At 71.9% G+C, this 26,764-nt stretch carries 20 protein-coding genes and 1 pseudogene; 6 read left to right on the plus strand and 15 right to left on the minus strand.

Going from position 1 to position 26,764, the window contains the following annotated elements:
- Positions 1-18: 18 nt before the first annotated feature.
- From CG723_RS19735 to CG723_RS19770, 8 genes are all read right to left on the minus strand, one after another.
- Positions 19-1,992: an ABC transporter permease gene (locus CG723_RS19735; RefSeq protein ID WP_100594787.1), complete on the minus strand. Its 1,974-nt coding sequence runs from the start codon at positions 1,990-1,992 to the stop codon at positions 19-21.
- Positions 1,992-3,209: a quaternary amine ABC transporter ATP-binding protein gene (locus tag CG723_RS19740; protein WP_100594788.1), complete on the minus strand. Its 1,218-nt coding sequence runs from the start codon at positions 3,207-3,209 to the stop codon at positions 1,992-1,994. The genes CG723_RS19735 and CG723_RS19740 overlap by 1 nt, the downstream gene beginning before the upstream one ends.
- Complete coding sequence (locus tag CG723_RS19745) at positions 3,209-4,747, minus strand: GMC family oxidoreductase (protein ID WP_100594789.1); 1,539 nt, start codon at positions 4,745-4,747, stop codon at positions 3,209-3,211. The genes CG723_RS19740 and CG723_RS19745 overlap by 1 nt, the downstream gene beginning before the upstream one ends.
- Positions 4,748-4,849: 102 nt before the next feature.
- On the minus strand, positions 4,850-6,352 hold the full coding sequence (locus CG723_RS19750) for an aldehyde dehydrogenase family protein (RefSeq protein ID WP_100594790.1): 1,503 nt from the start codon (positions 6,350-6,352) through the stop codon (positions 4,850-4,852).
- A 335-nt stretch (positions 6,353-6,687) separates the two neighbouring features.
- A complete protein-coding gene (locus CG723_RS19755) occupies positions 6,688-7,680 on the minus strand; it encodes a malate dehydrogenase (RefSeq protein ID WP_100594791.1) in 993 nt (330 codons plus the stop codon).
- Between the two features lie 350 nt (positions 7,681-8,030).
- Entirely contained in the window at positions 8,031-9,161 is a 1,131-nt protein-coding gene (locus tag CG723_RS19760) for an XRE family transcriptional regulator (RefSeq protein ID WP_100594792.1), read from the minus strand.
- A gap of 625 nt (positions 9,162-9,786) precedes the next feature.
- Positions 9,787-10,206, minus strand: a complete 420-nt coding sequence (locus CG723_RS19765) for a DUF3017 domain-containing protein (protein ID WP_234374422.1) — start codon at positions 10,204-10,206, stop codon at positions 9,787-9,789.
- Between the two features lie 37 nt (positions 10,207-10,243).
- On the minus strand, positions 10,244-11,107 hold the full coding sequence (locus CG723_RS19770) for a bifunctional methylenetetrahydrofolate dehydrogenase/methenyltetrahydrofolate cyclohydrolase (protein WP_100594794.1): 864 nt from the start codon (positions 11,105-11,107) through the stop codon (positions 10,244-10,246).
- Between the two features lie 236 nt (positions 11,108-11,343).
- On the opposite strand from CG723_RS19770, the gene CG723_RS19775 reads away from it, so the two are divergent.
- From CG723_RS19775 to CG723_RS19790, 4 genes are all read left to right on the plus strand, one after another.
- The gene (locus CG723_RS19775; RefSeq protein ID WP_100594795.1) at positions 11,344-11,979 is read left to right on the plus strand and encodes a hypothetical protein; all 636 of its coding nucleotides are present in this window, start codon (positions 11,344-11,346) and stop codon (positions 11,977-11,979) included.
- A gap of 130 nt (positions 11,980-12,109) precedes the next feature.
- A complete protein-coding gene (locus tag CG723_RS19780; RefSeq protein WP_100594796.1) occupies positions 12,110-12,850 on the plus strand; it encodes an FHA domain-containing protein in 741 nt (246 codons plus the stop codon).
- A complete protein-coding gene (locus tag CG723_RS19785) occupies positions 12,847-14,397 on the plus strand; it encodes a protein kinase domain-containing protein (RefSeq protein WP_100594797.1) in 1,551 nt (516 codons plus the stop codon). Before CG723_RS19780 ends, CG723_RS19785 begins: the two co-directional genes overlap by 4 nt.
- Positions 14,398-14,507: 110 nt before the next feature.
- On the plus strand, positions 14,508-15,023 hold the full coding sequence (locus tag CG723_RS19790) for a hypothetical protein (protein ID WP_100594798.1): 516 nt from the start codon (positions 14,508-14,510) through the stop codon (positions 15,021-15,023).
- A gap of 85 nt (positions 15,024-15,108) precedes the next feature.
- Here the strand turns inward: CG723_RS19790 and purH are convergent, their stop codons facing one another.
- Together purH and purN are read right to left on the minus strand one after the other, a co-directional pair.
- A complete protein-coding gene (purH, locus tag CG723_RS19795; protein WP_100594799.1) occupies positions 15,109-16,671 on the minus strand; it encodes a bifunctional phosphoribosylaminoimidazolecarboxamide formyltransferase/IMP cyclohydrolase in 1,563 nt (520 codons plus the stop codon).
- The gene (gene purN, locus CG723_RS19800) at positions 16,668-17,333 is read right to left on the minus strand and encodes a phosphoribosylglycinamide formyltransferase (protein ID WP_100594959.1); all 666 of its coding nucleotides are present in this window, start codon (positions 17,331-17,333) and stop codon (positions 16,668-16,670) included. The genes purH and purN overlap by 4 nt, the downstream gene beginning before the upstream one ends.
- A gap of 212 nt (positions 17,334-17,545) precedes the next feature.
- On the opposite strand from purN, the gene CG723_RS19805 reads away from it, so the two are divergent.
- Positions 17,546-18,361 carry a hypothetical protein gene (locus CG723_RS19805; protein ID WP_100594800.1) on the plus strand — a complete coding sequence of 272 codons (816 nt, stop codon included), beginning with the start codon at positions 17,546-17,548 and terminating at the stop codon, positions 18,359-18,361.
- Positions 18,362-18,828: 467 nt separating this feature from the next.
- Here the strand turns inward: CG723_RS19805 and CG723_RS19810 are convergent.
- Positions 18,829-20,079 (minus strand): annotated as a pseudogene (locus CG723_RS19810) (cell division protein PerM); the annotation flags it as partial.
- Between the two features lie 122 nt (positions 20,080-20,201).
- On the opposite strand from CG723_RS19810, the gene CG723_RS19815 reads away from it, so the two are divergent.
- Positions 20,202-21,398, plus strand: a complete 1,197-nt coding sequence (locus CG723_RS19815) for a transcriptional regulator (protein ID WP_100594801.1) — start codon at positions 20,202-20,204, stop codon at positions 21,396-21,398.
- A gap of 116 nt (positions 21,399-21,514) precedes the next feature.
- On the opposite strand, the gene sucD is transcribed toward CG723_RS19815, so the two are convergent.
- From sucD to CG723_RS19835, 4 genes are all read right to left on the minus strand, one after another.
- Complete coding sequence (gene sucD / locus CG723_RS19820) at positions 21,515-22,396, minus strand: succinate--CoA ligase subunit alpha (RefSeq protein ID WP_100594802.1); 882 nt, start codon at positions 22,394-22,396, stop codon at positions 21,515-21,517.
- Between the two features lie 21 nt (positions 22,397-22,417).
- The gene (gene sucC / locus CG723_RS19825; RefSeq protein WP_100594803.1) at positions 22,418-23,599 is read right to left on the minus strand and encodes an ADP-forming succinate--CoA ligase subunit beta; all 1,182 of its coding nucleotides are present in this window, start codon (positions 23,597-23,599) and stop codon (positions 22,418-22,420) included.
- Between the two features lie 520 nt (positions 23,600-24,119).
- Positions 24,120-25,505 carry a hypothetical protein gene (locus tag CG723_RS19830; RefSeq protein WP_100594804.1) on the minus strand — a complete coding sequence of 462 codons (1,386 nt, stop codon included), beginning with the start codon at positions 25,503-25,505 and terminating at the stop codon, positions 24,120-24,122.
- 147 nt (positions 25,506-25,652) lie between these two features.
- The gene (locus CG723_RS19835; RefSeq protein WP_100594805.1) at positions 25,653-26,321 is read right to left on the minus strand and encodes a hypothetical protein; all 669 of its coding nucleotides are present in this window, start codon (positions 26,319-26,321) and stop codon (positions 25,653-25,655) included.
- Positions 26,322-26,764: the final 443 nt, after the last annotated feature.

Raw genomic sequence — 26,764 nt, forward strand, 5'->3', positions numbered from 1 at the left:
GAAGTGTTCGCATCGCGATCACGCTCCCTTCTTCGCGCGGCGTTCGGTCGGCTGGGTGACCCGGTCGAGCATGAGGCCGAGACACACGATCGCCGCGCCGCCGACGAGCCCGGTCGCCAGGTCGCCCTGGGCGAGGCCGAACACGACGTCGTAGCCGAGCGCGCCACCGCCCACCAGACCGCCGATGATCACGACGGCGAGGACGAGGACGACACCCTGGTTCACGGCCAGGAGCAGCGCCGACCGGGCCAGCGGCAGCTGGACCTGGCGCAGTTGCTGCCCGCTCGTCGCGCCCATCGACCGGGCCGACTCCATGGCGGCCCCGTCGACGTGGCGCAGCCCCTGCGTCGTGATGCGGACCACGGCCGGCAGCGCGTAGACGACGGCGGCGGCGACCGCGGGGGCGCGGCCGACGCCGAACAGCGCGACCACCGGGATCAGATACACGAACTGCGGCATCGTCTGGAAGACGTCGAGCACGGGCCTGAGCACGCGTTCGAGTCGCTCGCTGCGCGCGGCCGCGATCCCGACCGCGAAGCCGACGACGAGCGTCACGGCGACGGCCGCGAGCACCTGCGACAGCGTGTCGAGGGACGGCTTCCACACACCGAGGACACCGATGGCGGCCATGGCGAGCACGGCCGTCACGGCGGTGCGCCAGGTGCCGATCAGCCAGGCCAGCGCGGCGACGATGAGGAGCACGGACCACCAGGGCAGCCACTGCAGCCCGTCGCGGATCGGGTCGAGAACCCAGGTGGTGAAGTGCCCGGCCCAGTCGGCGGTTCCGCCGATGTAGGGGACACCGGAGTAGAGGTGGTCGGTCATCCAGTCGACGGTGTTGTTGACCGGGTCCGCGATGTTCACGGTCCAGGTGTCGGGCCAGTCGATCCGGTCCGCGAGGCGGGCCACGAGGGCGACGACCACCGTGAGAACGGCGGCGACCACCCAGCCGTACGGGCCGTGCAGGCGGCGGCCGTCGGGTTCGGCGGCGCCGAGGCGCGTTCCCGCCGCGGCCGTCGTACGGTCCAGGATCACGGCGAGCAGCACGATCGGGATGCCGGCCGCGAGGGCCGCGCCGACGTCCACGGAGGCCAGTGCCTGGTACACGCGGTCGCCGAGGCCGCCCGCGCCGATCACCGACGCGATGACGGCCATCGAGAGCGCCATCATGATCGTCTGGTTGAGCCCGAGGAGGAGTTGCTTGCGGGCGAGCGGGATCCGGGCCGTCAGGAGCCGCTGCCGCGCGGTGGCGCCGAGCGAGGCGACGGCCTCCATCACGCCGCCGTCGGCGCCGCGCAGGCCGAGCGCCGTCAGACGGGCCATCGGCGGGGCGGCGTAGACGACGGTCGCGAGGACGGCCGCGGGCACGCCGATGCCGAACACGAGAACGACCGGCAGCAGATACGCGTACGCGGGAAAGACCTGCATCGTGTCGAGGACGGGCCGCAGCGCACGGTACGTGCGGTCGGAGAGTCCGGCCGCGAGTCCGAGGACCACGCCGAGCACGACCGAGGCGAGAACCGCGACGATCATCAGCGCGAGGGTCTGCATGGTCGGCACCCACATGCCGAACGAGCCGCACACGAGGAGCGCGGCGACGGCGGCCGCCGCGAGCTTCAGGCCCGCGACGCGCCAGGCGATGAGCCCGGCCGCGGCGGTGACGCCGGCCCAGCCCGCCGCGAGGAGCACCAGGTACGCGCCGCGCACGCTCAGGACGACGGCGTTGCTGATGTGGCCGAAGAAGTAGAGGAACAGCGGGTGGCTGTCCCGGTTGTCGATGATCCAGTCACTGGTCTTGCCCAGTGGTTCGGTCAGGTCGACGGTGAGCGCGTGCGGCCAACTGCCGCTCGCCCACTTGGCGTTCACGATCGGTACGAGGACGGCCGCGACGACGGCGAGCAGCAGGAGCTTGCCGAGGGCGCGGTTGCGCAGAAGCGCGCCGAAGCGCGGGGTGTCCGCCGCGGGGGCGGTGGCGGTACTGGCGGCAGCCATCAGGCGACCTCCTCGCCCGGCGGCGTGACGGGCGCGGGCGCGTCGGCCACGGCCGCACCGGAACCGGGCGCGTCGGCCACGGCCGCACCGGAACCGGCGCCGCCGCCCGAGTCGGACCCGGCCACACCCCCGTCTCCGGAGGCCCCCGTCTCCGTCCCCGCCACCACACCCAGCAGCCGCGCATGGTCCACGACCCCCAGGCACCGCCCCTCGTCCATGACCCGCACCGCGAACCCGGTCCTGGCGACCGCCTCGATCGCCTCCGACACGGTCGCGCCGGGCGCGATGGCGGGGCCGCGATCCTGCTCGTCGGCGTCGGCGGGCCGCATCGCGCGGCGCACGGTCATGACCTGCTCGCGCGGCACGTCCCGCACGAACTCGCGTACGTAGTCGTCGGCGGGCGAGCCCACGATCTCCTCGGGCGTGCCCAGCTGCACGATCCGGCCGTCGCGCATCAGCGCGATCCGGTCGCCGAGCCGCAGCGCCTCGTTGAGGTCGTGCGTGATGAAGACCATGGTCCGGCCCTCCTCGCGGTGGAGCCGGATGACCTCCTCCTGCATGTCACGGCGGATCAGCGGGTCGAGGGCGCTGAACGGCTCGTCGAACAGCAGCACTTCGGGATCGACCGCGAGGGCGCGCGCGAGCCCGACACGCTGCTGCTGACCGCCGGACAGCTGCCCGGGCCGCCGCTGCTCAAGGCCGTCGAGGCCGACCTTCGCGACGACCTCCGCCGCCCTGGCGCGCCGCTCGGCGCGGCCCACGCCCTGGATCTCCAGGCCGTACGCGACGTTGTCGAGCACGGTGCGGTGCGGAAGGAGCCCGAAGTGCTGGAAGACCATGGCGGCGCGGTGCCGGCGCAGTTCGCGCAGGCGCCCCTTGTCCATGCCGAGGACGTCCTCGCCGTCGATGGATATGCCGCCGGAGGTCGGCTCGATGAGCCGGGTCAGGCAGCGTACGAGGGTGGACTTGCCGGAGCCGGAGAGGCCCATGACGACGAAGACCTCGCCCTTGCGCACATCGAAGCTGACGTCGCGCACGGCGGCGGTGCACCCGGTGCGGGCGCGCAGCTCGGCGGCGCTCAGGCCGGCCAGCTCCGCGTCACCCGGCACCCGGTCGGCCTTCGGCCCGAAGACCTTCCACAGGTTGTTCACGGAGAACACCGGCGAACCCGCCTGCGCGTCCGTCGCCTCAGCGTTCGGCATCGTGTTCGTACTCATCACGCATCACCACCCAGCAGCTCGGCACACTTCTCCCCGACCATGAGCACCCCGATCATCGGGTTCACCGCCGGCATCGTCGGGAAGACTGACGCGTCGGCAATGCGGATCGCTTCCAGGCCCCGGATCCTCAACTCCGGGTCCACAACGGCGAGTTCATCATTCCTGGCACCCATGCGACAGGTCCCGGCGGGGTGGTAGACGGTGTGCGCGACCTTGCGCGCGTACTCGCCGAGCTCCTCGTCGCCCACGACGTCGGGCCCGGGGCACACCTCGCGCTTGAGCCAGCCGGCGAGCGGCTCGGTCTTCGCGATCTCACGCGCGATCCTGATTCCGTCGACCAGCGTCCGGCCGTCGTAGTCCTCCTCGTCCGTGAAGTACCGGAAGTCGAGGGCGGGCTTCTCGGCCGGGTCCGCGCTGGTCAGGTAGAGGCGGCCGCGGCTGCGCGGCTTGGGGATGTTCGGCGTCATCGAGACCCCGTGCTCCGGCCTGACGTAGCCGAGGCGCTCCGGGTTGTCGGTGAACGGGATCTGGTAGAAGTGGAACATCAGGTCCGGCCCGCTCGCCTCCGGATCACGCTGCACGAAGAGGCCCGCGTCGCTGTCCATGGCGGAGTTGTCGGGGATCGGCCCGTCCGTCTCCCACACGATCACGGACTCGGGGTGGTCGAGCAGGTTCTCGCCGACGCCCGGCAGGTCGTGCAGGACCGGAATCCCGAGCTTCTCCAGGTCGGCCTTCGGCCCGATGCCGGAGTGCATGAGCAGCCGGGGCGTGTCGACCGCGCCGGCGCACACGACGACCTCGTGCCGCGCCTCGACGAGCAGCTCCTCGCCGTCCTTCGTCCGTACGTGGACACCGCGCGCCCGCGTGCCGTCCATCTCCAGCCGGTACGCCCACGTCTCAAGCAGGAGCGTCAGGTTGGGCCGGTCGCCGGCCTCCATGTGCGGGTGCAGATAGGCGACGGAGGCGCTGGAGCGCTTGTTGTTCTCCGGGTGGTACGCGAGGTCGAAGAAGCCGACGCCGTCCTTGAACGGCGCCTTGTTGAAGCCGTCCACGCGCGGCACGCCCGTGGCGGTCTGCGCGGCGTCGACGAAGTCGCGGGCGATCGCGTTCCGGTCCTTCTCGTCGACCGCCACGATGTTGTTGCGCAGCTTGCCGAAGTACGGGTCCATCGCCTTGTGGTCCCAGCCCTCGGCTCCCGCCGCCGCCCACTCGTCCCAGTCGCCGGGCAGCGGCTTGAACGAGATGAGCGTGTTGTGCGACGAGCAGCCGCCGAGCACCTTGGCGCGGCTGTGCAGGATGTGCGAGTTGCCGCGCGGCTGCTCGGTGGTGGTGTAGCCGTAGTCGAGATCGCCGCCGAGGAGGCCGAGCCAGCGGCGCAGGGTCAGGACGTCGTCGCGGTCGATGTCGCTCGGTCCGCCCTCGATGACGGCGACGGTGACGTCGGGGTTCTGGGTCAGCCGGGACGCAATGACGGATCCGGCGGTGCCGCCGCCGACGACGACGTAGTCGTACGTGTTCACGGACTTCTCAGGCATACGTCAACTCCAAGGTTCTGCGCGTAATGGGCGGTGCGAAGTGCGGTTGGTCGGCCCAGCGCGGAAGAAACGGGTGGTCAGCCCGGTGCGAGGGGTGGGTGGTCAGCCCGCGAACCAGCGCACGGGCTTCGGCGCCAGGTTCTGGTAGACGTGCTTGGTCTCGCGGTACTCGGCGAGCCCGGCCGGGCCCAGCTCACGGCCGATCCCGCTCTTGCCGAAGCCGCCCCACTCCGCCTGCGGGAGGTAGGGGTGGAAGTCGTTGATCCAGATCGTGCCGTGGCGAAGGCGTCCGGCGACACGCCGCGCGCGCCCCGCGTCGGCGGTCCAGACGGCGCCCGCGAGCCCGTACTCGGTGTCGTTGGCGAGCGCGACGGCCTCGTCCTCGGTGCGGAACGTCTCGACCGTCAGGACGGGTCCGAAGACCTCCTCGCGGACGACGCGCATCTCGCGGTGGCACTGGTCGAGGACGGTGGGCTCGTAGAAGTACCCGTCGGCGGGCCGTACCTCACTGGGCTCGGGCCGCTTGCCGCCGCTGCGCAGGACGGCGCCCTCGGCGAGGGCCGACGCCACGTACGACTCGGTCTTGTTGCGCTGCTGCGCGGAGACGAGGGGGCCGCACTCGACACCGTCCTCGGTGCCGCGGCCGAGCCTGATCTTCTCGGCGCGGCGGGCGAGTTCGGCGACGAAGCGCTCGCGCACGGACTCCTCGACGATGAGCCTGGCACCGGCGGAGCAGACCTGGCCGCTGTGGATGAAGGCGGCGTTCAGCGCCTGGTCGACGGCGGTGTCGAAGCCTTCGTCGGTCTCGCAGGAGTCGGCGAAGACGACGTTCGGGTTCTTGCCGCCCAGTTCGAGGGCGATCTTCTTCACGTCGGCGGCCGCGGCCTGCGCGACCTTCGTGCCGCTGATCAGGCCGCCGGTGAAGGAGACGAGGTCGACGTCCGGGTGCTCGGCGAGCCGGGCGCCCACGGTGTGGCCCGGCCCGGTCACGATGTTCGCGACGCCCGCGGGAAGGCCGGCCTCCGCCAGGAGCTCGATGAGGACCACAGTCGTCAGCGGCGTGATCTCACTCGGCTTGATGACGAAGGTGTTTCCGGCGGCGAGGGCCGGGGCGACCTTCCAGCTGGCCTGGAGGAGCGGGTAGTTCCACGGGGTGATCAGGGAGCAGACGCCGACGGGCTCGTGCACGACGACGCTGTGGATCTCGTCGGACCCTGCGTCGACGACGCGCCCGCCGCCCTCTCCGACGACCAGATCGGCGAAGTACCGGAAGGCGTCGGCGACACAGTCGACGTCGACGCGCCCCTCCTCGACGGTCTTGCCCGCGTCGCGGCTCTCGAGCAGACCGATCTTCTCCCGGTCGCGTACGAGGAGATCGGCGACGCGGCGCAGCAGCGCGGCGCGCTCGGCGACGGGCGTCGCCGGCCAGGTTCCCTCGTCGAAGGCGCGGCGCGCGGCGGCCACCGCGGCGTCCGCGTCCTGCGTGCCGCCCTCGGCGATCAGTGCGAACGGCTGGGCATCCGCCGGGTCGAGAATCTCGCGCGTGGCCCCGGAGGCGGCACTGCGCCACTCTCCGTCCACAAAAATGCTCTGGTTTTCAGACACGTCCCGTTTTGCCTTCCGTTCCCGAACAGTCCCCCTGAACATCGCGGAACTCCCTTTTCACGGGGAGCCTGCGACGTCGGAACCCCCTGCCCCTGGGATCGGAAAGCATGCACAACCCGTGGCTGAAAGTGGTCCGTGTCACGGCATACATGGCGAGTAAGTCCGAAATGTCGCCACTGGCGTCGCTACTCGGGGTACATGCCCCATGCAAACATGCCCTGTACAGGCAAGCCGCGCACAAACACCGCGCCCCCGCCTGTCCGGATCGACCGGACGGACGGGGGCGCGGGTGAAGCCGCGTGCAGGTGACCAGGGGTACCTGCGGGACGCGTGGATCAGATGAGGCCGAGCTCGCGGACCGCGGCGCGCTCCTCCTCGAGCTCCTTCACCGACGCGTCGATGCGGGCGCGGGAGAACTCGTTGATGTCCAGGCCCTGGACGATCTCGTACTTGCCGTCCTTGGTGGTGACGGGGAAGGAGGAGATCAGACCCTCCGGGACGCCGTAGGAGCCGTCCGACGGGATACCCATGGAGGTCCAGTCGCCCTCGGCGGTGCCGTTCACCCACGTGTGGACGTGGTCGATCGCGGCGTTCGCGGCCGAGGCGGCCGAGGACGCGCCACGGGCCTCGATGATCGCGGCGCCGCGCTTGGCGACGGTCGGGATGAAGGCCTCGGCCAGCCACTGCTCGTCGCCGCCGATGGCCTCGATGGCCGGCTTGCCCGCGACGGACGCCTGGAAGATGTCCGGGTACTGGGTGGCGGAGTGGTTGCCCCAGATGGTGAGGCGCTTGATGTCCGCGACCGTCGTGCCGGTCTTCTTCGCGAGCTGCGTGAGCGCGCGGTTGTGGTCCAGGCGCGTCATGGCCGTGAAGCGCTCGGCCGGTACGTCCGGGGCGGCGGCCTGCGCGATGAGCGCGTTCGTGTTGGCCGGGTTGCCGACGACGAGGACCTTGATGTCGTCCGCGGCGTTGTCGTTGATCGCCTTGCCCTGCGGCTTGAAGATGCCGCCGTTGGCGGAGAGCAGGTCGCCGCGCTCCATGCCCTTGGTGCGGGGGCGGGCGCCGACGAGGAGGGCGACGTTGGCGCCGTCGAACGCGACGTTCGGGTCGTCCGAGATCTCGATGTTCTGCAGCAGCGGGAAGGCGCAGTCGTCGAGCTCCATGGCGGTGCCCTCGGCGGCCTTGAGCGCCGGGGTGATCTCCAGGAGGCGCAGGTTGACCGGCACGTCCGCGCCGAGCAGCTGGCCGGAGGCGATGCGGAAGAGCAGTGCGTAGCCGATCTGGCCGGCTGCGCCGGTGACGGTGACGTTCACGGGAGTGCGGGTCATGGCGTTCTCCGTATGACAGCAGGGCTTTTTTTGATCGATCTCTCGGCATCAAGAGATCCGCCCGTCAGGCTATCGCGCCCCGGACCCCCCGCACCTCCGGGTGCATGTGGCCCGCCCCACAGAACACCCGCTCCCCTCGACCGGAACAGGTGACGCGGAGCGAGAGGTGACGCAACGGCAGGCGGCCGCCTGCTCGGGAGAGGTGGGCAGACGGCCGCCTGTGGGGGGTGCCACTTGGTGACGACTCCCGTGGGGGTACTGCTCCGCCTGCCCCGGTCCGGGGCAGGCATGCCCCCGTCTCGCAATGAATTCCGCGGCACCTCCGCCACGGTCCCGCGCTGCGCCCGTCCCTACTGCGTGCAGCCCTGCCGGCCCGCCTTCAGCGTCGCGCAGGCCTTCGCCTCGCTCGCCTTCGTGACGGCCACCATCGGGGTGTACGCGTCGAAGTCCGCGTTGACCGTGCCCTTCTGCACTCCGGTGGTGCCGGCCTGCTGGATCCGGACCTCGTCGCCCGGCGCCGCCTGCGTGATACGCGCCCACGCGGCCCCGCACGTCTTGCTGTAGCGGACCTCGATCTTGGCCTGGCCGACGAGCACGGAGTCCGTGGTCCGCGCGAACTCGCCTCCGCAGCCCATCGCCTCGGGGTCCTTGCCGGTGCAGTCCTTGCCGCTGCACTCAACTCCCGCGGGCAGTTCGGGGGCGCTGCTGGTCGGCGTCGCCTCCGGCTTCGCGTCGTCGTCCTTGCCGCCCTTGCCCGCGTCCGTGAGGTACACGGCCGCGGCGATGACGACGAGCGCGCCCACGACGCCCGCGAGGAACATCGTCAGCCGGCGCTTGCGCCGCTGCCTGTCCGGCGAACCGCCGCCCGTCCCCGGCTGCCCGGCTGGTCCGCCACCGCCGCCGCCCGCGTAGGCCCCCGGCCCGCTCGCGTACGGAACGCCTTCCCCGGCGCGCTCCCCCGGACGGAACCCGTGCTCCCTCTCGCTCCCGTACGGCACCGAGTCCGCCAGGGGAGCCTGCCCCTGCGGCGGCACGGTCGGCGCGACGCCGGTCGCGCCGCCGCCGGACGGCCTGGCCGTCGTCCTGCTGCCGCCGCCCGCGCCCCCGCTGCCGTTCTTGCCGTCCTTCGTGGCCGTCGGCCCGAACTCCCCGAGCGCTGCGCGCGCCTGGGAGATCCGTATCGCCTCCATCGTCATGTCGTGACGCATCTCGGAGCGGCTCCAGGCGCGCTCCGCGAGCTCCCACATGGTGGTCAGATGGACCGGGTTGGTGCCCGTCACCTCGGCCAGGGTCACGATCGCGCGCTTGGGCGCGAGCAGCCGGCCGTTCAGATACCGCTCCCAGGACGTCTTGCTGTACCCGGTGCGGTCCGCGACCGCGGCGATGCTCAGACCGCTGCGGTCGACGAGCCTGCGGAGCTGGCTTGCGAACTCCCTGACCTGCGGGTCGAGTTCATCCGGTAGCGCCCTCCAACGAGGCATTGCTTCCCCCTATTCCCCCCGTACGTGCCCTGATCCCCCGCGCCGCGCCGCACCCCTCGCGCCGCCCTCGGCCGGCGTTGGCTTCACCGGCCCACTCTGGCTACCCAGTGGGATGCGCGAAGCCAGGATGTCAGTTCCGGGGGCGGGGGCGCACGGGGGCATTCGACGGCGTTCGACCCACCGGCGTGCACCGTTGCACGACCGGAGGCCCGCGGTCCAGTGTCCCACCGGGGTCCCCCGCCCCCTCGCGGAACCCCGAACGCCCCAGCTCAGCGCCTGGGTCGCCCCGGACCGTCCCGATTGCCCACGTTAGCCCCGCTGTTGAGGCAGCTGACGGTAAATCCGCGAACTTGTCGATACATCAACACACTTCGACACAGGAGGAATGGCGCATTACGGGAAGCGCCCGGCAGACCGATCGTTGCCGTCCTCGCACACCGTGGCGGAATGGTCACTTCCGTGCCACAGCGGCGCGCTCAACCTTGAAGCCCACCTGACGCGTCCATGACTCTGATGACCACGGCAGGGAGATCTCCTCGGAAGGACTCCGGCCCCAAAGAACGGCGGCGCCCGTCCTCCCTCGGGGGAGAGGACGGGCGCCGCCTTTGTGCGCGCGCTGCGGGCGTCAGCTGATCGTGAAGTGCAGCGTGTCGTTCAGGAACGGGATGACCAGCCAGGGCGACGGCTGCACCATCAGCGCGAGCAGCACGATGACGACGCCCAGGAACCCGTACGTCACCATGTCGGTGAAACGGGAGCGCACCGCGAGCATGCCCACGGACGGGAGCGTCCAGCGCAGCACCGCACCGCCGATCAGGGCGACGCCGATCAGCAGCGTCCCGACGCGGAACACGTCGAACGCGGTGAGCAGCAGTCCGACGCCCACCAGCGAGATCACCGCGAGGATCGGCCACTGGCGCGCCGGGGCCGGGGCGTCACCCGGCGCCGCGCGGCCGCCGCCCTCGGGGCGCGCGGTGTCCCTGGTGAAGAGCGGGAACCGGCGCGAGGCCCGTCGCGGCTTCCCATCGGCGCCCGGGGCCGACACCGCACCCTCGGCGCCTTCCGGGGTGCCGGTGCCGGCGTCAGCCGACACCGTTCGCGTTCCGTTCGGCGGCCTCGACGACGTTCACGAGGAGCTGGGCACGGGTCATGGGGCCGACGCCGCCCGGGTTCGGGGAGATCCACCCGGCGACCTCGGTGACGCCCGGGTGCACATCGCCGACGATCTTGCCGTTCTCGTCACGCGAGACGCCGACGTCGAGCACGGCGGCGCCCGGCTTGATGTCCTCGGGCTTGATCAGGTGCGGGACCCCCGCGGCGGCCACGACGATGTCGGCGCGCTTGAGGTGGGCGGCCAGGTCACGGGTGCCGGTGTGGCACTGGGTGACCGTCGCGTTCTCGGACTTGCGGGTGAGCAGCAGCGGCATCGGGCGGCCGATGGTGACGCCGCGGCCGACGACCACGACCTCCGCGCCGTTGATCTCCACGCCGTGCTCGCGCAGCAGCGTGATGATGCCGAAGGGGGTGCAGGGCAGCGGCGCCGGCTCGTTCAGGACGAGGCGGCCGAGGTTCATCGGGTGCAGGCCGTCCGCGTCCTTGGCCGGGTCCATCAGCTCCAGGATGCGGTTCTCGTCGATGCCCTTGGGCAGCGGGAGCTGGACGATGTAGCCGGTGCAGGCGGGGTCCTCGTTGAGCTCGCGGACGACCGCCTCGATCTCCTCCTGTGTGGCGGTGGCCGGCAGGTGGCGCTGGATGGAGGCGATGCCGACCTGGGCGCAGTCGCGGTGCTTGCCCGCGACGTACTTCTGGCTGCCCGGGTCCTCACCGACCAGGACGGTGCCGAGGCCGGGCGTGACGCCCTTCTCCCTCAGGGCCGCCACGCGGGCGGACAGATCGGACTTGATCGTGGCTGCGGTGGCCTTGCCATCGAGAATCTGGGCGGTCATGCCCCCCATCTTCGCGGATGGGACCGCCCCGGTTCCAATCCGGGCGTCCCAGCTTGATCACCGTTGTTGCACTTCCACAACGCATACGGAATGCGGCTGGACAAATAAGCCGCACCTAAAGAACCATGAGCGGCAACAGTGCCGCGGGCAGTACCGGGGGGACGACCGCTCTGTAGACCTTTCCTCCACTTGGTGCCGCGCGTTGTCCCCGCACTAAGGCAACGGAGGAAAAAGCCATGAGTTTCGGCGACCCGAACAACCCCTACGGTCCGCCGCAGGGTCAGCCCGGCCAGCAGCCCGGCTACCCGCCGCAGGCACCCCAGGCGCCCCAGGGCCAGCCCGGCTACGGCTACCCGCAGGGTCCGCCCCCGCAGCAGCCCGGCTACGGCTACCCGCAGGGCCAGCCCGCGTACCCCGGCTTCCCCGGCGGCAACCAGATGCCGATCGAGATGCCCGGCCTGATGAAGACCGCGCGTGTGCTCCTCTTCATCCTCGCCGGCTTCCAGCTCCTGTTCGGCATCATCGCGGGCGTCGCCATCGGCGCGGCCCAGGACGTGTCCAACGGCGTCGGCTCCGGTGACGCCACGGACACGCTCGCCGGCCTCGGCTTCCTCATCGCGGCCCTCATGGTGGCCCTCGGCGCCCTGTCGATCTTCCTGGGCGTGAAGTTCAAGAACGGCGGAAGCGGCATCCGCATCACGACGATCGTCTACGCGTCACTGATGATCATCGGTGGCCTCGTGAACACCATCAACGGCGGCGGCGGTTCGGCGACCTTCGGCGGACTCATCTCGCTCGCCATCGCCGGCATCATCCTCGGCTCCATGGTGAACAGCGCCGCGACCACCTGGTTCAACCGCCCGCGCTACTGATCGCGCTCGCGGCGAACCAGGGGTTTCCACCCTTCACCCGTAAGGGCCGCTCTCTCCCGTCACAAGGGGAGCGCGGCCCTTCGCCGTCCCCCTAGGCTGTTGGGTTGTCCGGCTGGGAGAGGACTGGCTTTTGTACAGCATCGTCGTCGTGCCGCCACTGACCGAACCACCCTGCAGCCACGCGCAGTTCAGACTCGCGCCCGGGGAGAGACTCACCTTCGGCAGGTCGGCCGACAACGACCTGGCGATCGACCACGAGGGCGTCTCCCGCGCGGCCGGTGAGATCACCGCGCACGGCGCCTTCTGGATACTCGGCAACCTCAGCTCCCGGCAGACGTACGTAGTGGAGAACCCCGAAGGGGCGGGCGAGCACATCAAGATCGGGCCGGGCCGCCTGGACGCCCCCGTGCCGTTCGAGTTCTCCCGCGTGGTGCTGCCCGCCGCGGGCGAGCTGCTCCCCTTCGAGGTGTGGGCACCGCGCCACGACTACCTCCAGACCCGGACGCGGCTCGCGGGCCTGACCACCCGGCCCGCCTTCTCCGTCGACCGTACGAAGCGGTACTTCGCGGTGCTCGCCGCGCTGTGCGAGCCGCGGCTGCGCGGGGAGCCGCACGCGCCGCTGCCGACCGTCGAGCAGGTGGTGGAGCGCCTGCGCCCGACCTGGCCGTCGGCCAACCGCGCGGCGGTGCAGTGGAACATCGACTACCTCGCGGTCAAGCTCCGCCTCAAGCCGGGACCCGACGAGGCCGAAACGGGCCCGCGGCTGCACGGCAAGAAGGAGTCCCTGGTCTCCCTCGCCCTCCGCTTCGACCTCGTACGCGAGGAGGACCTGGCCGCCCTCGCGTCGCCGCCCACCAGGGCACATCCATGACCGATCAGCCATACACCGTCGAGGTCCCGGCGGGCTACCGCGTCGGCCCCTGGGTCGTCCGCGAACCACTGGCCGCCGGCGCCTTCGGCAGCGTCTACGCGGCCAGCCTCCGCAACGCTGACGCCGCCGCCTCCGACGGCACCGACCGCCTGCCGAAGACGGCCGCCCTGAAGTTCCTCCCGACCGGCACCCGCACCCCCCGCCAGCTCAACCACTTGCGCGAACTGGCCGAACGAGAAGTGGAGTTACTCAGCCGGCTGCGCAGCCCGCGCCTCATCCGCCTCTACGACACCGTGACGATCGACGACCCCGACCGCCCCGCGCTCGACGGCGTGACCGTCCTCGTACTCGAACGCGCGGAGGGCTCCCTCGCCGACCTGCTCGCGCGGCCGGAGCCGCCGGCCTCCGGGCCCGCGCTGCTCGCCCAGATCTGCGAGGGCCTCCACCAGCTGCACCAGGCGGGCTGGGTGCACGGCGACCTCAAGCCCGCCAACGTCCTGCTGATGAAGGACGGTTCGGCCCGCCTCGCCGACTTCAACATGGCGGCGGAGCTCGAAGGCACCCACGCGTACGCCCCCGCCTTCGCGACCCCCGACTACACCCCGCCCGAACTCCTGTGGGCCGAGATCGGCGAGCGCGGCCAGCAGATCCGGCCGACCGCAGACGTCTGGGCGTACGGCGTCCTCGCCCACCTGGTCCTGACCGGGACGTATCCGCTGCCCGGCGGCATGCCGTCCGCCCGCAGGGACGCCGCCGTGCGCTACACACGCGGCACCGAGGAGCTGCGCCTGTCCCCCGAACTCCCGGACAGCTGGCGGGAGATCATCGCGGACTGCCTCACCCGCACGCACGAGGAACGGGCCGCCCACGACTCGGGCACCGTCCTGCGCCGCGTCGAATCCGTCGTCGGCACGGGCCGCTCCCCCCGGCTCCCGCGCCTGCGCCCCCGCCGCGTACGCCCCCGGGTCGCGGTCGTGACCGCCCTCGCCGCGGCCCTCCTCGGCACGGGCGCCGCCCTCACCCTGTACGACGGCGGCAACGACCCGGCGACGTACGGATCCGCCGAACTGCGCACGGACAAGGGCGTCCCCGTCGCGTACCGCAGATCGATCGTCGACGCGGCGCACGGCTGCAACGACAAGAACGTCACCCCCGCCATGATCGCCGCCCTGCTCAAGGTGGAGAGCGACTTCGACCCGGACCTCGCCGACCCCGCCAAGAACGAGTACGGCATCGCGCGCTGGACGCCGGACATCCTCTGGTACTGGATCGACACCGACCGGCGCACCAAGCTGATCAAGGACCTCAAGCCCCCGTTCCCGCCCGACGTGTCGATCCGCGCGGTCGGCCGCTACACCTGCGAGATCTCCCGCCGGCTCAAGGAGCCCGCCGAACTCCCGGGAAACCGCGGGGTTCTGATCGCCACCGGATACGTGACCTCCGCCGAGCGCGTGAACACCTCCGAGGGAGTGCCCGAGAAGTACCGCGACTTCGCGGCACGGATCGAGCACTACCTCAAGGAGTACACGGCGCACGGCGACCGGTGACCCTCGCACAACTGAGGTACCGGCGCGCGGCGGCCGCTGGGACGGTGATTCCACTCCACCGAAGCGGTGGAGGGAAGCTCCGTCCAGAAGTCTCCATCCATGGGGGAAACATGAGGATCAACAAGGCAGTGGCCACGGTCGGCGCCGTGGCCGCCCTGTTCGCCGGCTCGACGCTCGCCGCGACCACGGCGAGCGCCCAGCCCGACTTCCATGCCCAGTCGGTGGCCTCCGGTCTGTCCGACGCCCAGGCGACCAGCCTCCAGAAGCGCGTCGACAAGGTGCTCGCCGGTCACGCCGGCGGCCGCCAGGTCTCGCCCACCGAGGTCCGCTACGACGGGCTGAACGTCAAGGTCAGCCCCACCGGCACGTTCTCCGAGGCTGCCCTGAACTGCGGCTACGGCCACCTGTGCATGACGGTCAACGGCACGAACTTCGACTTCTACAAGTGCCAGCGCTGGAACGTCCACAACTGGACCGGTGACGGCCCGTTCATCAACAACCAGACGCCCGGCACCGTCGCGAAGTTCTACAACAAGGACGGCAGCGTCCGCTGGACGTCGACGGCCTACCAGTCCGGCCGGGCGACGTGGGACCCGATCTGGTCCCTCCAGCCCTGTGGAGCCTGACAGCCGCAGTGCCACGGGGAACGACCGCGGGCCGTGCCTTCACGGGGGAAGGCACGGCCCGCGGTCGTGTGCCGCTCGCTGAGACCTAGTGGAAGAAGTGGCGCGTGCCGGTGAAGTACATCGTCACGCCCGCCTTCTTCGCGGCCTCGACGACCTGCTCGTCACGGATGGAGCCACCGGGCTGGACGATCGCCTTCACACCGGCGTCGATCAGGATCTGCGGCCCGTCCGGGAACGGGAAGAACGCGTCCGACGCGGCGAACGAACCGCGCGCCCGCTCCTCGCCGGCCCGCTCCACGGCCAGCTTGCAGGAGTCGACGCGGTTGACCTGGCCCATGCCGACGCCGACCGAGGCGCCGTCCTTGGCCAGCAGGATCGCGTTGCTCTTCACCGCGCGGCACGCCTTCCAGGCGAACGCCAGCTCGTCGAGCTCGCCCGGGGACAGCGCGTCGCCCGTCGCGAGGGTCCAGCTCGCCGGGTTGTCTCCGTCGGCCTGGACGCGGTCGGTGACCTGGAGGAGCGCGCCGCCGTCGATCTGCTTCGTCTCGACGACCGCCGACGGGCCCTGGTGGGCGCGCAGCACGCGGATGTTCTTCTTCTTGGTGAGGGCCTCGAGCGCGCCGTCCTCGTACTCGGGCGCGACGATGACCTCGGTGAAGATGTCCGCGACCTGCTCGGCCATCTCCTTCGTCACCGGCCGGTTGACGGCGATGACGCCGCCGAACGCGGACATCGGGTCACAGGCGTGCGCCTTGCGGTGCGCCTCGGCGACGCTCGACGCGACCGCGATGCCGCACGGGTTGGCGTGCTTGATGATCGCGACGCACGGGTCGTCGTGGTCGTACGCGGCACGGCGCGCGGCGTCCGTGTCCGTGTAGTTGTTGTACGACATCTCTTTGCCGTGCAGCTGCTCGGCCTCCGCGAGACCGCCGGTGCCGTCGACGTAGAGGGCGGCGGCCTGGTGCGGGTTCTCGCCGTAGCGCAGGACGTTCTTGCGCCCGTACGTCGCACCGAGGAACTCGGGGAGGCCGCTCTCGTCGGCGGCCGCGTAGCCGTCGGCGAACCAGGACGCGACCGCGACGTCGTACGCCGCCGTGTGCTGGAAGGCCTCGCCGGCGAGGCGCTTGCGGGCGGTCAGGTCGAAGCCGCCGTCGCGCACGGCCGACAGGACGTCGGCGTACCGGGCGGGGCTGGTGACGACGGCCACCGACGGGTGGTTCTTGGCGGCGGCGCGCACCATCGAGGGGCCGCCGATGTCGATCTGCTCGACGCACTCGTCGGGAGTGGCGCCCGAGGCGACGGTCTCCTTGAAGGGGTACAGGTTCACGACGACGAGCTGGAAGGGCTCCACGCCGAGCTCGGCGAGCTGGCGCTGGTGGTCCTCCAGGCGCAGGTCGGCGAGGATGCCCGCGTGGATCTTCGGGTGCAGCGTCTTGACGCGCCCGTCGAGGCACTCGGGGAAGCCCGTGAGCTCCTCGACCTTGGTGACGGGCACCCCGGCGGCGGCGATCTTCGCAGCGGTCGAGCCGGTCGACACCAGCTCCACGCCCGCCTCGTGCAGCCCGCGCGCGAGGTCTTCCAGACCGGTCTTGTCGTAGACGCTGACGAGCGCCCGGCGAATGGGCCGCTTGTTGCTCTCGGCGGTCACTGGATAACTACCTTTCGTCCCTCAATGCGATAGCCGTTGCGGGCCAGACGCCCCACGACATCGACGAGCAGCCTGCGCTCGACTTCCTTGATGCGCTCGTGCAGAGCGCTCGCGTCGTCCTCGTCCCGGACCTCGACCACGCCCTGAGCGATGATCGGGCCGGTGTCGACGCCGTCGTCGACGAAGTGGACGGTGCATCCGGTGACCTTGGCGCCGTACGCGAGCGCGTCGCGCACACCATGGGCTCCGGGAAAACTGGGGAGCAGGGCGGGGTGCGTGTTCACGAACCGCCCGCCGAACCGGGCGAGGAACTCCTTGCCCACGATCTTCATGAACCCGGCCGAGACCACGAGGTCCGGCTCGTACGCCGCCGTGGCCTCGGCGAGCGCCCGATCCCACTCCTCGCGGGTGGCGAAGTCCTTCACCCGGCAGACGAAGGTGGGCAGCCCGGCGCGCTCGGCGCGCTCGAGCCCGGCGATGGAGTCACGGTCGGCGCCGACGGCCACGATCTCGGCGCCGTAACCCTCCGCGCCCTCGGCCGCGAGGGCGTCGAGCAGAGCCTGCAGATTCGTGCCTGATCCGGAGACCAGCACGACGAGCCGCTTGGCCACAGCGAGGGCCTTTCTCGGGAGTGCGTTTGTAGGGTCGCACAAAGGCTTCATGGTTCCCGATACGGGGAACTCTACGAAGCGGTCGACCGTCAGCAACGATACCGGCACATGGAGCGGCCCCCACGGGACGGGGGCGCGGCCGGAAGGTAGCGTCTGTGGCGGATTCGCCACCGAAGGAACGCCGCCCGCTTGCGGGACGTTCACTTGACAACGGGCTCGCCCGCAGCCGCGCCACGATCGATCTAGGGGAAGACGCACACCTGATGCCGGACCGAAGCCTCCGCCTGCCGCTGCCGCCCGCCGGCTCGACCCTGTTGCGCGAAGGCTGTCCCACGCCTCCTCCGCCCCAGGACACACCGCCCAAGTCCTCCGATTCCTCCAAGCCGTCCAAGTCGTCCAAGTCGTCCAAGTCGTCCAAGGACGAGAACCCGTTCGCGCCGCCGCCGGAGGGCTCGCCCGACCGCCCGTGGCAGCCGCGCCGCCCCGAGGGCGGTCAGGACGGCCAGGGCGACGGGTCGGGCGGGGACCGGAACCCGTGGGGCGGTCAGTGGAGCGACCGGCAGCCGGGCCGCGCCCAGGGCGGCCGCTTCGGCGACCGTCCCGGCCAGGGCGGCGGTCCGGGCGGTCAGGGCGGACCCGAAGGCCCCCAGGGGCCCGGCTCCGGCATGCGCTGGGACCCGACGGACCCGGCCCAGCGCCGCGCTCGCTACGCACTGCTCTCCGGCATGTGGGGCTTCTTCTTCGCCCTGTTCAGCTGGCCCTACGTGGCTCTGCTGCTCGGCGCGCTCGCCCTGTACTGGGGCATCACCGCCCTGCGCGCCAAGCCCCGCACGCCGAACCCGGACGCCCCGGCGCCCACCGGTCCCGCCGCCGGTTCGAGACCGCAGACCACGGCGGCCGTCAGCGGCCTGGTCACCGGCTCCCTCGCCCTGGCCCTGGTCGCCGCCACGTTCACGGCCCAGCTGGTCTACAGCGACTACTACACGTGCGTGAACGACGCGCTGACCAGCGCGTCCCAGAAGGCGTGCAACGACAAGCTCCCGAAGGAACTGCGCACACTGCTCGGCACGCGCGACTAGGGAGTGTCCAGCGGGCGGGGCTCTTCGGGGACCGCGCCCGGGCCCCTGTTCGCGCCCGCCTCCGGTTCGGTGTCCCTGCTCGTGTCGGACGCCTCCTTGAGCGCTGCCCAGCGCGCTTCCCTCGTGGCCTCGCCCGGCCAGGCGTCGCCCACCCGGACGGGCCCGCCCGGGAAGGGGTCCACGGAGAAGGGGTCAGCTGAGAACGGGTCCGCGGGGAAGAAGTCGTACGGCTCGAACGCGGCGTCGCCCGACGGGGTCCTCCCGGCCTGCGCCACCCCGTCCCGGCGCCGTCGCGGCAGCCAGTTCCCCGGCGACGGGATCCGGGGGCGCCGCCACCACGACGGGGCCCGCTCCTCGAGGGATCCCTCGGCCCGCTCCTCAGCCGATTCCCCGGCCCGTTCCCCGCCCGTTTCGCCGACCCGCTCATCGCGCGGCACCCTGACCCGCCACGCCCGCAGCCCCACCGTCACCGGCACCCCCACCAGCGCCGTCCACCCCGCCGCCGCGAGCCCCGTCAGCCACCCCACCGGCCCGAACTCCGCGAGCCCCGCGACGCCCATCGGACCGCCGGCCGCCACCGCGAGCCCCGCGAAGGCCAGCCCGCACAGCACCGCCGCGACGCCCGCCGCCATCGCCGTACGCCCCCGCGACCACGCCTCGTCCCGCTCCCCGTGACGGGGCGCCGCCGCCCCCGCCACGAACCACGCCACCGTCAGCCCGGCCACGACCGGCACCGCCCCCGCCGACCAGTTGAGCGTCGACCCGGGGCCCGGCTCCGGCACCGCCGCGAGCAGCGGGAAGGCGGGCAGCAGCGGCCCCGACGACACCCCGAGCGGCCCGGCCACACTCCCGCCGCCGAGCGCGAAGCCGGGACCGAGCGCGTACGCGGCGCCCCACACCGCCGCGTTGGGCACCAGCGCGGCGGCCAGCAGGAGCACCGCGGCCCGTCCCGACCACACGTCCGTGAGCTGCTCGAACGAATGCCGCACCGCCTCGGCGTGCCACACCGTCGACGCCGCCACGACCAGCGCGCCGCCCGCCACGAGCACGAGCGCCCCGGCGGCCGCGGCCCGCGCGGCGACCGGCAGCAGACGGCGTACGAACACCTCGCGCTCGCCGTCCTGGACGGCGTCGAGACGATGGCGCAGGAGCACGGGCATCGGGATGCGCGGGCGGCCGTGGGCCGTCCAGATCCCGGCGCCCGCGGCGGCCACGGCGACGACCGTCAGATGCGCGGTGACGCTCGGCCAGGACGGCCGCAGCTCACCGTCCGACGCGTAGAACGCGGCGCCGCCGCCCACCAGCAGATACCCGATCACGATCCCGCCCCACGCGGTCCGCCAGGCCGTCTGCGGCGCGTCCCCGTCGTCGGCGCCCTCCACCGTGTCACGCGCCGCACGGTGCAGCAGCCACACCGGAATCACCAGAAGGAGCAGTGGCGCGACGCCGATCGGCGCCGGGGTCCCCGAGAGCGTGTCCGTCCTGACGACCTCGGCGCCGTGCGCGAGCAGCCACAGCGCGGCGGCGGCGTGCAGGGCCCCGCCGGGACCGCTGTCCGGGTAGGGCGAGCTGATCCACAGCACCATGACGAGCACGGCGGACGAGCCGAGTCCGAGGCCGGCCGCGACGACCCCGCCGAACAGGCAGGCGGCGGGCCCCGGGGAGCGGTCACGCACGCGGGAGAGCAGGAGCGGCAACGACAGGCCACGGTCGGTCATTTGGGTCACGCGGCCATGCTCCCAACGACGCACGCTTTATTCGCGTAACAGGCGAAGACCGGATGTGTCGCTCAAGATACGTTTATGCACTTATTCACGCGAAAGGGTGTGTGGAGTCCCCTATGACGCAGAGCCCCGCCTCCCCGCTGCCAGCCCCCGACGAGCGCCGCAAGCTCCGCGAGTCGAAGTCCCTGACTCAGGCTCAGGTCGCCGCGCAAGTGGGCGTCACCCGGGAAACGTTCCGCTCCTGGGAATCCGGCCGGACCACCCCGAGGGGCCGCAAGGGGGAGGCGTACGCGACGTTCCTGGCGGACATCGAGGCGGAGAGACAAGCGCCGGCCGCCACGGCAACAGTCACCGCCAAGGCGGCAGCCACCGCCACGACAGCCCCCGCCCGGACCAGACGCTCCGTCGGACGCCGGGACTCCGCCCCGCTCGACCGGGGCCAGGAGCGCGGCGGACGGTGGGGGCTGCCCGCGGCCACAGCGGAAGCGGGCGGGAGCCCGAGCCCGGCGGAGTCCCCGAAGGGCGCCACCGAGGCCTTCGACCGGCTCTACACCCACGCAGCCCCGGGCCTGGTCCGCCAGACCTACCTCCTCACCGGCCGCCGTACCCTCGCCAGGGAGTCCGTGGAGCGCGCCTTCCAGTTCGCCTGGCAGCGCTGGCCCGAGGTCGCCGTGGACCGCGATCCCGTCGGCTGGGTCAGGGCCGCCGCGTACGAGTACGCCATGTCGCCCTGGCACCGTCTCCGCCCGAGCCACCGGCACCCCGAGGCGCCGCCCGCCGACGCCGACCACCGCGCGCTGCTCGACGTACTCCTGAGCCTGCCGTCCTCGTACCGCCGCACCCTGCTGCTCTACGACGGGGTCGGGCTCGATCTGCCCGAGACCGCCGCCGAGACGGAGGCCACCACGCCCGCTGCGGCGAAGCGGCTGCTCCACGCGCGGGAGGCCGTGGCCGAGCAGCTGCCCGCCCTCGCCGTACCCGACCAGCTCCACCGGCGCCTGACCGAACTCGCGGGCGCCGAGAAGCTCCAGGCCCCCAAGTCGACCCTGGTCCGCACGGAGGGCGAGCGCCGGACCCGCTTCTGGACCCGCTCGGCCATCGCCTTCACCGTCCTGATCGTCGGCGCGACGGCCCTCACGCTGCGCACCGCGCCGACCCGTTACGAACCGATCCCCGCCCCCGGCTCCATGATCACCGGAGTACCGCCGCGGACGGGGCCGGGACCGCTCACGCAGGCGGACAAGAAGCTGCGCGACAAGCTGCACAAGTCGACGCAGAGCAGCCCTCACCGCCTCGCCCCCGCGGCCGACTGAGCCCCGACGGGCTTCCCGCACGTAGTTCACGTACAGGGTTCCCGTGCAGACGCAACGACAGTGGGCCCGCACCCCCGAAAGGGTGCGGGCCCACTGATGTCAGGCAGGTGGCGGAACTACGAGAGCAGCTCGCGCGCCAGCTTGGCCGTCTCGGTCGGCGTCTTGCCGACCTTCACGCCGGCGGCCTCGAGGGCCTCCTTCTTGGCCTGTGCGGTGCCAGAAGAGCCGGACACGATCGCGCCCGCGTGACCCATCGTCTTGCCCTCGGGGGCGGTGAAGCCCGCGACGTAGCCGACGACCGGCTTGGTGACGTGCTTGGCGATGTAGTCCGCCGCACGCTCCTCGGCGTCGCCGCCGATCTCGCCGATCATGACGATCAGGTCGGTGTCGGGGTCGGCCTCGAACGCCTCGAGGGCGTCGATGTGCGTCGTACCGATGACCGGGTCGCCACCGATGCCGACGGCGGACGAGAAGCCGAGGTCACGGAGCTCGTACATCATCTGGTACGTCAGCGTGCCGGACTTCGAGACCAGACCGATGCGGCCCGGCTTCGTGATGTCGCCCGGGATGATGCCGGCGTTCGACTGGCCCGGGGTGATGAGACCGGGGCAGTTCGGGCCGATGATGCGGGTCTTGTTGCCCTTCGACTTCGCGTACGCCCAGAAGGCGGCGGAGTCGTGGACGGCGATGCCCTCGGTGATCACGACAGCGAGGGGGATCTCGGCGTCGATCGCCTCGACGACGGCGGCCTTGGAGAAGGCCGGCGGCACGAAGAGGACGGAGACGTTGGCGCCCGTCTTCTCCATGGCCTCCTTGACCGTGCCGAAGACCGGGACCTCGGTGCCGTCGAAGTCGACGGAGGTGCCGGCCTTGCGCGGGTTCACGCCGCCGACGATGTTCGTGCCGTCACCGAGCATGAGCTTGGTGTGCTTCATGCCCGTGGCACCGGTCATGCCCTGGACGATGACCTTGCTGTCCTTGGTGAGGAAGATAGCCATGGTGGTCTGAGTCCCTCTTCCTTACTTCGCAGCCGCGGCGAGCTCGGCGGCCTTGTCGGCCGCGCCGTCCATGGTGTCCACACGCTGGACGAGCGGGTGGTTGGCGTCGCTGAGGATCTGGCGACCCAGCTCCGCGTTGTTGCCGTCGAGTCGCACGACCAGCGGCTTGGTGACCTCTTCGCCCTTGTCGGCGAGGAGCGCCAGGGCCTGCACGATGCCGTTGGCGACCTCGTCACAGGCGGTGATGCCGCCGAAGACGTTGACGAACACGGACTTGACGTCCGGGTCGCCGAGGATGATCTCCAGGCCGTTCGCCATCACCTGGGCGGACGCGCCGCCACCGATGTCGAGGAAGTTGGCCGGCTTCACGTTGCCGTGGTTCTCACCGGCGTACGCGACGACGTCCAGGGTCGACATGACCAGACCGGCACCGTTACCGATGATGCCGACCTCGCCGTCGAGCTTGACGTAGTTGAGGTTCTTGGCCTTGGCAGCAGCCTCGAGCGGGTTGGCTGCGTCCTTGTCCTCGAGCGCCTCGTGCTCGGGCTGGCGGAAGTCGGCGTTCTCGTCGAGGGAGACCTTGCCGTCAAGGGCGATGACCTTGCCGGAGGCGACCTTGGCGAGCGGGTTCACCTCGACGAGGAGGGCGTCCTCCTTGATGAAGGTGTCCCACAGGGTGACGAGGATGTCGGCGACCTGGTCGGCGACCTCGGCCGGGAACTTCGCCTGGGCGACGATCTCCTGGGCCTTCTCCTTGGAGACGCCCTCGTTGGCGTCGACCGGCACCTTCGCGAGGGCGTCGGGGTTCTCCTCCGCGACGACCTCGATCTCCACGCCGCCCTGGACGGACGCCATGGCGAGGAAGGTGCGGTTGGTGCGGTCGAGGAGGTACGAGACGTAGTACTCCTCGAGGATCTCCGGAGCGGTCTCGGCGATCATCACCTTGTGGACCGTGTGGCCCTTGATGTCCATCCCGAGGATGTCCGTCGCGCGGGCGACGGCCTCGTCCGGGGTGGCGGCGAGCTTGACGCCGCCTGCCTTGCCACGGCCGCCGACCTTCACCTGCGCCTTGACGACCGACTTGCCGCCCAGTCGCTCGGTGGCCTCGCGCGCCGCCTCAGGCGTGTCGATGACTTCACCGGCCAGCACCGGTACACCGTGCTTGGCGAAGAGGTCCCTCGCCTGGTACTCGAACAGGTCCACGCGCGTCCGTCCCTTTTCCGTGATCTCGCTGCGATCTCGCTGCTTTGTGGTCAGCTGTCTGCGTGGGCGTGCCGCGAAGGGCAACGTGACTGCGCTGTCACAAGGGAGGCGTAGGACGGAGTCCGGTACGCGGCATGTCCGTCTCGCAGGTTATCGCCGCTCGCCCGGGGTCCCTAAATCGCAGATCACACCTGAGCGGTGATAACAGTCACAGAGCGGGGCCCCACCGGCCTGGGGTGCGCCCGGTGGGGCCCCTGAGAGCCCCTGAAAGACCCGGTGGGAGGACCTGGAGAGCCCTGCCGCCGGGCTGGGAAGGGCCCGGGCGGGTGATCCTCACCCCAATGGGGACCACCCGCCGCCATCTGCCGGGCCGGGCCCGGCTTGTCACTCCGGTCCCCGGCTGCCCGCAGACGACGTATTCAGTCCGCTTCGGTCCGCCGACGCGTTCCGCGGTTGCGCCGGACGGACTACAGATCCGGACCACAGATACGGACTTCGGACGGAGAGCCTCTGCGGCGCCTCAGATACCGATGCCGTTGCCGGCGGCGTCCGTGGCGTTCGTCAGGTAGCTCGGGGCGACCGAGGCGGCCACGCCCTGGACGCCCTGGACCGCGTTCCCGGCGAGCGGCTGCGCGTCGGCGCCGACCGTGCCGGTCAGGTTCTGCGCGAACGGCGAGACCTCACCGACGACCCCGCCCGCGAACGGCGTCACGTCGCCGACCACACCACCGGCGAACGGCGTCACGTCGCCCACGACGCCCTGCGCCAGGTACTCCGCGCTGCCGCCGACGCCCTGCACGACCGGCTGCACCTGGTCGTACACGGCCTGCACGAGGGGCTGGACCGCGCCGACGACCCCGCCCGCGAACGGCTGCACGTCGTCCGCGACGACCGACTGCGCGAAGGGCTGGACCTGGCCCACGACCCCGTCCGCGAACGGCGTGACGTGGCTGACGACGCCACCGGCGAACGGCGTCACGTCGCCGACCGCACCGCCCGCGAGCGAGCCGACGTCACCGACCGCCCGGCCGGCGACCGGGACCACGCCGTGCACGGCGGTCGCGGCGATGGGGGGAAGCACCGCGGCGGAGGTCTCGTCGACGACGGGACCGGCGGCCGTGGTCACTCCGCCGATGGTGCCGGAGGCGGTGGCCGGGACGTTCTGGGCGTAGCCCGGGACCTGCGCCGCGGTCCCGTACGCCTGGGCGGCGATGCCCTGGACCTGGGTGGTGGCGCCCTGGACGTGGCCCTGCGCGCCGGTCACCGTGCGGTCGACGTCGGGGGCGAACGCTGACAGGGGGCCGAACAGGTAGTCGATCTCCTGCGTGGCGCCGTCCTGCACGGCTGCGGCCCGGGCGCCGGCGTTCTGCGCGACGGCGTCGGCCGACACGTTCGGGACCCCGGCGGTGCGGGCGTGGGCGGCGCGGGCGGCGGCGGTACGGGCGGTGTCGGCGGCGCCGGTGACGCCCTCGACGTAGGTCCGGGCCTGCTGCTTGGCGTGCGCGGCGGCGGCCTCGACCCGGGCGTCGGCGTGGCGGACCGCGCCCTGGGCCCCGGTGACGGCGGGACCGGCCTGGGGCGCGGCCTTGGCGGCGGTGCCGGAGACGGTTCCGGAGACGTTGGAGACCGCGCCGGACGCGGTCGTCCGGGTCTGGCCGGTCACGCCCGCCACGGTGTCCTGGGCCTTGCCGGTGACCGAGCCGACGGTGCCATGGGTGACGTCGTCGACGGTGCCCTGGACGTGGGAGACCGTGCCCTGGACGTCGGCGACCACGTCACCGGCCAGGTCCGGGACCGCCAGGGAGTGGGCGGGCATTTCGTCGGCGCTGGCGACGGCGGAGCCGAGCGCCCACGCACCGGAGACGCCGGCGGCTATCACGATGGAACGGCGGATGTTCTTGTTCATGCTTGCGTCAGATCCTTCGAATTCTCATGTCCGGCCCCGCGCTGGAGGTCCAGCGGTGGGCCGGCGGCGTCCGGCCGGAGTGGTCCGGCCGGCGGGCAGACCTGTGCCGCCCCCGCGCGGCAGGTCACGTGCGGGGAACGGGCTGCCCTAGCCGGGGAATTCGGGGATGTCTCGGTGCCTGTCGCGGGTGGGGGCGGCGTGGGAGGACCCCGTCGCTCCGGGCAGCAGCCGGGCCGTCGCGCCGCTGCCGAACGCTGCCGCGGCGAGATCGGAGTGCCGCGTCGTGCTGCCGTCCCCCGCCGACTGACCTACCGCGCTGCCGCTCGGGAACGCGGGCGCGGGGGCGGGAGTCGGGCTGCCGGCCGCCTTTGTGGCCGGGGTTCGCGCGGGTACGACGTTGTCGCCTGCCGAGGCGAACACGTCGCCCACGGGCACGGCTGCTTCTCGCTTGCCGGGCCTTGCGCGGTCACTGTGCCCGGCGGCCGCATGGGCTCCGACGCCCGGAGCCGGTGCCGTGTGGGCGCCGTTCCCAGGCTGACCGGGGGCGCCGGGGGCGCCGATCTGCCCCGGGATGCCGGGCAGCCCCGGCATCGAGGGCGGACCCGGCAGGAACTGCGGCGGAGCCTCGGCGGCGAGCCCGCCGAGGATCCCGACGGCGAACTCCCCCACTTCCCGGACCTCTTCCCGCACCGCTCCCTGGACCGTTCCCCGCACGTCGCGCACTCCTCGTACGACGGGTGCGGCGACCTGAGTGCGGACCGGCTCGGTCACGTGGGTCCGGACGGGCTCGACCACGCGATCCCGGGTGGGCTCCACGGCTTGCTCCCGCACGGCCCCGACTGCTCGGGAACCGCCGGCGGGAGACGTGCGGTGCGCCGCCTGCGCGGGGACGGGTGTGTGAACCGGCGTCCGAGCGGTTGCGTGAACCGCCTGCTCGCCCGCCGCCTCCGTCGGCGGCAGAACTCCCTCCGCCGCATGCGCCCTTCCCCCGCACAGCAGGCCGAACACGATCAGTCCCCCCGCAAGGAACATCACCCGGAGCGCCACGTTCAGCGCACGCCGCCCGGCCGCTGCGCGCACGACGCGCAGAGCGGCAACAGGCAGAGCGACCGGGGAAGTCAAGGCGGGGAACCCTCCCGTACGAGGGGCGCGGGGACGCGGGACGCGTGGGCGCGGGGATGAGAAGAGCCGCGCCGATCCTTGCACGGGACGCCCGAGGTTGCGCAAGCCCCCTGTTACCGATGGGTAGTCATGTCCTG

It is taken from the genome of Streptomyces sp. CB01635 (assembly GCF_002803065.1).
GTDB lineage: Bacteria > Actinomycetota > Actinomycetes > Streptomycetales > Streptomycetaceae > Streptomyces.

What these genes read in the sequence shown, in the direction of transcription:
- CG723_RS19735 (WP_100594787.1), bottom strand. Translation starts at nt 1,992, where the DNA reads ATGGCTGCCGCCAGTACCGCCACCGCCCCCGCGGCGGACACCCCGCGC.
- CG723_RS19740 (WP_100594788.1), bottom strand. Translation starts at nt 3,209, where the DNA reads ATGAGTACGAACACGATGCCGAACGCTGAGGCGACGGACGCGCAGGCG.
- CG723_RS19745 (WP_100594789.1), bottom strand. Translation starts at nt 4,747, where the DNA reads ATGCCTGAGAAGTCCGTGAACACGTACGACTACGTCGTCGTCGGCGGC.
- CG723_RS19755 (WP_100594791.1), bottom strand. Translation starts at nt 7,680, where the DNA reads ATGACCCGCACTCCCGTGAACGTCACCGTCACCGGCGCAGCCGGCCAG.
- CG723_RS19760 (WP_100594792.1), bottom strand. Translation starts at nt 9,161, where the DNA reads ATGCCTCGTTGGAGGGCGCTACCGGATGAACTCGACCCGCAGGTCAGG.
- CG723_RS19770 (WP_100594794.1), bottom strand. Translation starts at nt 11,107, where the DNA reads ATGACCGCCCAGATTCTCGATGGCAAGGCCACCGCAGCCACGATCAAG.
- CG723_RS19775 (WP_100594795.1), top strand. Translation starts at nt 11,344, where the DNA reads ATGAGTTTCGGCGACCCGAACAACCCCTACGGTCCGCCGCAGGGTCAG.
- CG723_RS19785 (WP_100594797.1), top strand. Translation starts at nt 12,847, where the DNA reads ATGACCGATCAGCCATACACCGTCGAGGTCCCGGCGGGCTACCGCGTC.
- CG723_RS19790 (WP_100594798.1), top strand. Translation starts at nt 14,508, where the DNA reads ATGAGGATCAACAAGGCAGTGGCCACGGTCGGCGCCGTGGCCGCCCTG.
- purN (WP_100594959.1), bottom strand. Translation starts at nt 17,333, where the DNA reads ATGAAGCCTTTGTGCGACCCTACAAACGCACTCCCGAGAAAGGCCCTC.
- CG723_RS19805 (WP_100594800.1), top strand. Translation starts at nt 17,546, where the DNA reads ATGCCGGACCGAAGCCTCCGCCTGCCGCTGCCGCCCGCCGGCTCGACC.
- CG723_RS19815 (WP_100594801.1), top strand. Translation starts at nt 20,202, where the DNA reads ATGACGCAGAGCCCCGCCTCCCCGCTGCCAGCCCCCGACGAGCGCCGC.
- sucD (WP_100594802.1), bottom strand. Translation starts at nt 22,396, where the DNA reads ATGGCTATCTTCCTCACCAAGGACAGCAAGGTCATCGTCCAGGGCATG.
- CG723_RS19830 (WP_100594804.1), bottom strand. Translation starts at nt 25,505, where the DNA reads ATGAACAAGAACATCCGCCGTTCCATCGTGATAGCCGCCGGCGTCTCC.